The 5,921-nt window shown below is 63.2% G+C and carries 6 protein-coding genes and 1 pseudogene; 5 read left to right on the top strand and 2 right to left on the bottom strand.

Going from position 1 to position 5,921, the window contains the following annotated elements:
• From AC1D1Z_RS32875 to AC1D1Z_RS32860, 4 genes are all read left to right on the top strand, one after another.
• Positions 1–295, top strand: a 295-nt coding sequence (locus AC1D1Z_RS32875; protein WP_477853034.1) for an FAD-dependent oxidoreductase, incomplete at its 5' end; no start/stop codon positions are given.
• Positions 296–307: 12 nt separating this feature from the next.
• Positions 308–589 (top strand): sarcosine oxidase subunit delta, encoded by a 282-nt coding sequence (locus AC1D1Z_RS32870; RefSeq protein ID WP_477853032.1) that lies wholly within the window; start codon positions 308–310, stop codon positions 587–589.
• A complete protein-coding gene (locus AC1D1Z_RS32865; protein WP_477853030.1) occupies positions 586–3,543 on the top strand; it encodes a sarcosine oxidase subunit alpha family protein in 2,958 nt (985 codons plus the stop codon). The genes AC1D1Z_RS32870 and AC1D1Z_RS32865 overlap by 4 nt, the downstream gene beginning before the upstream one ends.
• On the top strand, positions 3,536–4,081 hold the full coding sequence (locus AC1D1Z_RS32860; RefSeq protein ID WP_018246149.1) for a sarcosine oxidase subunit gamma: 546 nt from the start codon (positions 3,536–3,538) through the stop codon (positions 4,079–4,081). Before AC1D1Z_RS32865 ends, AC1D1Z_RS32860 begins: the two co-directional genes overlap by 8 nt.
• A gap of 23 nt (positions 4,082–4,104) precedes the next feature.
• Here the strand turns inward: AC1D1Z_RS32860 and AC1D1Z_RS32855 are convergent.
• Positions 4,105–4,347 (bottom strand): annotated as a pseudogene (locus AC1D1Z_RS32855) (CpaF family protein); the annotation flags it as partial.
• On the opposite strand from AC1D1Z_RS32855, the gene AC1D1Z_RS32850 reads away from it, so the two are divergent.
• Positions 4,331–5,056: an FHA domain-containing protein gene (locus tag AC1D1Z_RS32850; protein ID WP_477853028.1), complete on the top strand. Its 726-nt coding sequence runs from the start codon at positions 4,331–4,333 to the stop codon at positions 5,054–5,056. The pseudogene AC1D1Z_RS32855 and the gene AC1D1Z_RS32850 sit on opposite strands and share 17 nt — an antisense overlap.
• Positions 5,057–5,166: 110 nt before the next feature.
• On the opposite strand, the gene AC1D1Z_RS32845 is transcribed toward AC1D1Z_RS32850, so the two are convergent.
• Positions 5,167–5,921, bottom strand: a 755-nt coding sequence (locus AC1D1Z_RS32845; protein WP_477853026.1) for an acyltransferase family protein, incomplete at its 5' end; no start/stop codon positions are given.

Genomic DNA, 5,921 nt, shown 5'->3' with positions numbered 1-5,921 from the left:
GGCGATGATCCCTTCCTTGTCGCGCGTGCGGTATCTGCGCTCCTGGGGTGGCGTCATGGATATGAGCATGGACGGCTCGCCGATCATCGACCGCACCCATATCGACAATCTCTATCTCAACACCGGCTGGTGTTATGGCGGCTTCAAGGCCACGCCCGCCTCCGGCTTCTGTTACGCCCATCTGATTGCCCGCAATGCGCCGCATCAGACCGCCCGCGCCTTCCGGCTCGACCGCTTCGCGCGCGGCTACCCGATCGACGAAAAGGGCGTCGGCGCCCAGCCCAATCTGCACTGAGGACTTTCGACGATGGCAAGCCTGATTTCCTGTCCCCATTGCGGCTCCCGACCCAAGGAGGAATTTTCGATCCGCGGCGATGCCGGGCTTATCAGGCCGGCGCCGGATGCCGGTGCGGAGRCCTGGTTCGATTATGTCTATCTGCGTGACAATCCGAGGGGCCGGCACAGCGAATACTGGCACCACTCCTCCGGATGCCGCCGCTGGCTGATCGTCGAACGCGATACCGTCACCCATGCGGTCCACGGCGTCAGGGATGCCGCCCTTTCCAAGCTCGGCGGAGAACCGGCATGACGAGCTTCCGTCTTTCCTCCGGCGGCCGGATCGAGAGCGCCACAACACTCGGCTTCACCTTCGACGGCAGACCGCTCGAAGGCCATCCGGGCGACACGCTCGCCTCGGCGCTGCTTGCCAACGGCGTCCAGCTCGTCGGCCGCAGCTTCAAATATCACCGCCCGCGCGGCATCCTGACGGCGGGGGCCGCCGAACCGAACGCGCTGGTGACGACAGGCAGCGGCGGGCGCACCGAACCGAATACGCGCGCGACGATGATCGAGCTTTACCAGGGGCTGACGGCAAAGAGCCAGAACCGCTGGCCCTCGCTCGGCTTCGATGTCGGCGCGGTCAACGGGCTGCTGTCGCCCTTCCTCAGCGCCGGTTTTTACTACAAGACCTTCATGTGGCCGGCGGCCCTCTGGGAAAAGCTCTACGAGCCGGTGATCCGCAAAGCGGCGGGCCTCGGCAGGGCCTCCTACGAGGCCGATCCCGATAGCTACGAGAAATGCTGGGCGCATTGCGATGTGCTGGTGATCGGCGCCGGCCCTGCCGGTCTTGCCGCAGCGCTGACCGCCGGCCGCGCCGGCGCGCGAGTCATCCTTGCCGATGAGGGAGCCGAACTCGGCGGCAGCCTGCTTTCCGACAGCGGTTCTGTCGACGGCAAGCCGGCGGACGCGCTTCTCGGCGAGCTGCTTGCCGAGCTGGAGGGACTTTCGAATGTGCGCCGCCTGCCGCGCATGACGGTGTTCGGCTGGTACGACGACAATGTCTTCGGCGCGGTTGAACGGGTGCAGAAGCATGTGGTGATGCCTGATCCGGATCGTCCTGTCGAACGGTTGTGGCGCATCGTCGCCCGCCAGGCGATCCTTGCGACCGGCGCCGAGGAGCGTCCGCTCGTCTTCGGCGGCAATGATATTCCCGGTGTGATGATGGCAGGCGCCATGCGCAGCTATCTTAACCGGCAGGCGGTCGCGCCCGGCAGAAGCACTGTCATCTTCACCACCAACGATGCCGGATATCGCACCGCTGCAGATCTCGAGGCCGCCGGCCTCGCGGTCGCGGCGATCGTCGACAGCCGCGGGGATGCGGCCGCCAGCTGGCAGGGCCGCGCCGAAGTGCTGAAGGGTGCCAGGGTCATCGATGCGTTTGGCGGCAAGCGCCTGCGCGGCGTCAGCGTCGAGGCAGCAGGCGGCACCCGTCGGATCGAAGCGGATGCGCTTGCCATGTCGGGCGGCTGGAGCCCGATCATCCACCTTGCCTGCCATCGCGGTGCGAAACCGCAATGGTCGAACGAGGCCTCGGCGTTTCTGGCGCCTGTCCAGCAGGGAGGTCTGACCGTTGCCGGCTCGGCTGCCGGTATGGYGCAAACCGCAACCTGCCTCGGGGATGGCGCCGCAAAGGCGGCTGCTGCGTTGAAGGCGATCGGTTTCGCAGCGGCGGAGCCGGCCTTTGCACCGGCGTCCGAGACGGCTGCACAGGCAAAGCCGCTCTGGTCGGTGAAGGGTTCGAAGGGCAAGGCTTTCGTCGATTATCAGAACGACGTGCATCTCAAGGATTTGGGTCTCGCCGTCCGCGAAGGCTACGGCCATGTCGAACTCGCCAAGCGTTACACCACAAGCGGCATGGCGACCGACCAAGGCAAGCTTTCCAACATCAACGCCATCGGCATTCTTGCCGAGGCGCGCGGCGTGTCGCCCGCCGAGGTGGGAACGACGACCTTCCGGCCCTTCTATACGCCGGTTTCCTTCGGCGCCCTGACCGGGGCGTCGCGCGGCAAACATTTCCAGCCGGCGCGCAAATCGCCGCTGCATGGCTGGGCTGAGAAGAACGGTGCGGTCTTCGTCGAAACCGGCCTGTGGTACCGTTCCTCCTGGTTCCCGCGCCCCGGCGAGACGACATGGCGCGAAAGCGTCGACCGCGAGGTGCTGAATATCCGGAAGAATGCCGGCCTCTGCGACGTCTCGACCCTCGGCAAGATCGAAATCTTCGGTAGGGATGCCGCGACCTTCCTCGATCGCATCTATTGCAACGGCTTCGCCAAGCTCGCCGTCGGCAAGGCGCGTTACGGCATCATGCTGCGTGAGGACGGCTTCATCTACGATGACGGCACCACCAGCCGGTTCAGTGACGACCATTTCTTCATGACCACGACGACCGCACTTGCCGCTGGTGTGCTGACCCATCTCGAATTATGTGCCCAGACGCTCTGGCCGGAACTCGACGTCTGCTTCGCCTCCTCGACGGATCAATGGGCGCAGATGGCCGTCGCCGGGCCGAAGTCGCGCGCCATCCTCTCCGAGATCGTCGACGGGGACATATCGGATGCGGCCTTTCCCTTCATGACTGCCCGCAAGGTCTCGCTCTTCGGCGGCGGGCTCGAGGGCCGGCTCTTCCGGATCTCCTTCTCCGGCGAACTCGCCTACGAGCTGGCCGTACCGGCCGGCTATGGCGAAGGCGTTGCCGACGCGATCATGGCGGCGGGCGAGAAACATGGCATCTGCGCCTATGGCGCCGAAGCGCTCGGCGTCATGCGCATCGAAAAGGGTCATGTCACTCATGCCGAAATCAACGGCACGGTGACGCCAGGCGATCTCGGTTTCGGCCGTATGGTTTCATCAACCAAGCCGGATTTCATCGGCAGGGCAATGCTGGCCCGCGAAGGGCTGCAGGACCCCGAGCGGCCGCGCCTCGTCGGTGTCAAGCCGATTAATCCGGCGACCGGCTTTCGCACCGGCTCGCATATTCTTGCCGACGGCGTTGCGGCGACGCTCGAAAACGACCAGGGCTACGTGACATCAAGCGCCTTTTCGCCGGGGCTCGGCCATACGATCGGCCTGGCGCTCGTCAGGCGCGGGCCGGAACGCATCGGTGAAAAGGTGACGGTCTGGAACGGCTTGCGCAATGAATTCACCGATGCGGTGCTCTGCCATCCCGTCTTCATCGATCCTGAAAACGAGAAGCTCCATGCGTGATCTTCCGCAACATAAACCGGTTCTGGCCGGAACGGTCTATAACGGCATCTCGGAGGCAGGCATCCGGCTGGCAGCCCTGCCGGAGGGCCATCTCCTGCATGTGCTGGGCGCCATCGAGCCATCCGCGCTCGCCGCGGAATTGGTGAAGGCGGGCTTTGCTGAGAGTTCGATCCGCAAGGCGGGCTTCCGGCAATGGTTCGTCGCCGGCGACGAGCCGCTTGTCCCGGCCAGCCTCGATACTCTCGCCGCAGCGCTTGCGGGAAAGGCCTACGTCATGGACCAGAGCCACGGGCGCGTGCGTATCGGCGTTTCCGGCCGCTCTTCGCGGGCGCTTCTTTCAAAGGGAACTGCCGTCGATCTCGATCCTTCCGTCTTTCCGGAAGGCCATTCTGTAATGACGATGGTCGGTCATCTCTCGGTGCAGATCGTCCGCACCGGCGATGACAGCTTCGAGCTTACGGCGCTGCGCAGCTTTGCCGAAAGCCTCTGGGACGATCTTACCCATATGGCGGCGAGCGCTGAAAAGGATAGCGTCTGATAGAGGCGGGTTTCGATCGTTTTTCAAGCTGTATGCAGCGTGGCGGCACCGACCCATTCGGGGCGCTCCGCCCCTTGCAGCTCTTCGACCGCATCGGCGGCAAAGCTTGGCACGACACCGGTCCACAGCAGTGCGCCATCGGGATTGGAATGTCCGTCGCCCTCGAGCTTGTAGATGCTTTCGACGATATACTGGCCGTCATTGTTCAGGCCCTTGATCTCGGAAATCTCGATCACCCGGCGCCGGCCGGTGCGCTTGAAGCGGGCGGAGCGGCAGAGCGACGGCGGCTTCATCATTCGCCGCATGGGGCTGAACCCGATCATGCTGCGCGGCGAAGCATTGTTGCAGACGGCCTCGCTGAAGGCCGGCGACAGCTTCCGTCTCGGCAAGGACGTCGAATTCCAGTTCGTTGTCAAAGCCGCCGCCAAGGAGGCTCCGAAGAAGGAGGCCTCCAAGGCAAGTGACGACAAGCCGAAAAAGTCGCTGCTCAAGCAGCCGGCCTTCCTGGCCGGCATGGGTGTCGTCTATCTCGCCATCGTCGGCATCATCGGCTACGTGATCCTGTCCGACAGCGGCAGCGCGGAAAGTGGCCCGACGGCAGAGCGCATCAATGCGGAAGCCGGCCGCATTCCGACATGCATCAAGAATGCCCGACGCATGCGCCAGGTTACCGAGCAAAGCTTTAACGGCGCTGTCGGCGGCCGCGTCGGCAGGGATGGCGACGCAACCTATGCCGCCCTTTCACTTGCAGCCGAACCGTCTGACGACGCGGCGCTGGCAAAGGCCGCCGAGCCGATCGTCGAGGCCTACAAGCGTACGGCACTCGCAGCCCTCGCCTCGGAAACCCGCGGCAACAACACGCTGGCGCAAAGCCTCTACCAGCAGACCTACGATCTCGTTCCCGACATCAACTGTTCGGCCGCCCGTTTCGCGCTGCAGCGCCGCGCCGCCACGAAGCCGCCCGCCCGCCGTTGATCGATGACATAAACTCGTCGAAGCGGTTTGCCGCAAGACGAGCGGTTGACCGACTATTCCCAGCGCACCCCATGTATTTAATGCGTACACCTGGGAAAGCCGACGCAAAGTTATCGAGCTCGACGGGTCCGCGTAGCCATCGTTTTGTCAACGAGACGAGCGGTCACATAAGCGAAACAAACGACCGCGCTGAGAAACACTGAGAATGCGATAGGGCTATTCAATCCAATCGACGCCGCAACCGGCTTGAAAACCCCGATCGCGCCTCGATGTAGGATGTAGATTGGGTAGGAGATATACCCAATCCATGTTGCCAACGCCTCTGCTTTTGCAGGCATCTCCAAAAAGAGGCCAAGCATTACGATGAGCGGCGCCAAGGCCATCGCGAACATCAGGTCGTAGTAAGGCCGCAGCACGACAGGAACCGGCGCCGCAATGCAAATCATCAGAAGAAGGCATGGCACAATGGCGGCCCAGCCCTTCCTCCAAGCGGGCATGCCGCCGAATAGACGGCTTATCACGACCCCTGCGGTAAATGAAAACATCACCCTTGGCAGGCCACCTACCGCGGAGGGCCACTCCCAGCCAATATTCAACATACCGTATTGAAGACCGACAAAAACCAAAAATGCAGCCGAGACCAATGCAACTCCGCAGAGGGCGCGGATAGAGAGCCGAAAAAGCCACAGGGCGAAGACTATATTCACCAACAGTTCCCAGAACATCGACCATGCTGGACCGTTGATTGGAAACATTCCTTGCATCGGGTTCGCTTGAAGGAAGTACATTGGGCTGGGCAGAAAGAACGTGTTCGCAGTCGTCGACACCAGCAGGTCGATGACACTTTGATTTCTCAGCCCCCTGC

The sequence above is a fragment of the Rhizobium sp. P1_E1 genome, from assembly GCF_056406015.1.
The sequence above is the reverse complement of the archived record's forward strand: the minus strand, read 5'-3'. Positions and strand labels throughout refer to the sequence as shown.

Bases quoted from the DNA above. Each gene is read 5' to 3' on its own strand.
- AC1D1Z_RS32860 (WP_018246149.1), top strand. From the start codon at position 3,536: ATGCGTGATCTTCCGCAACATAAACCGGTTCTGGCCGGAACGGTCTAT.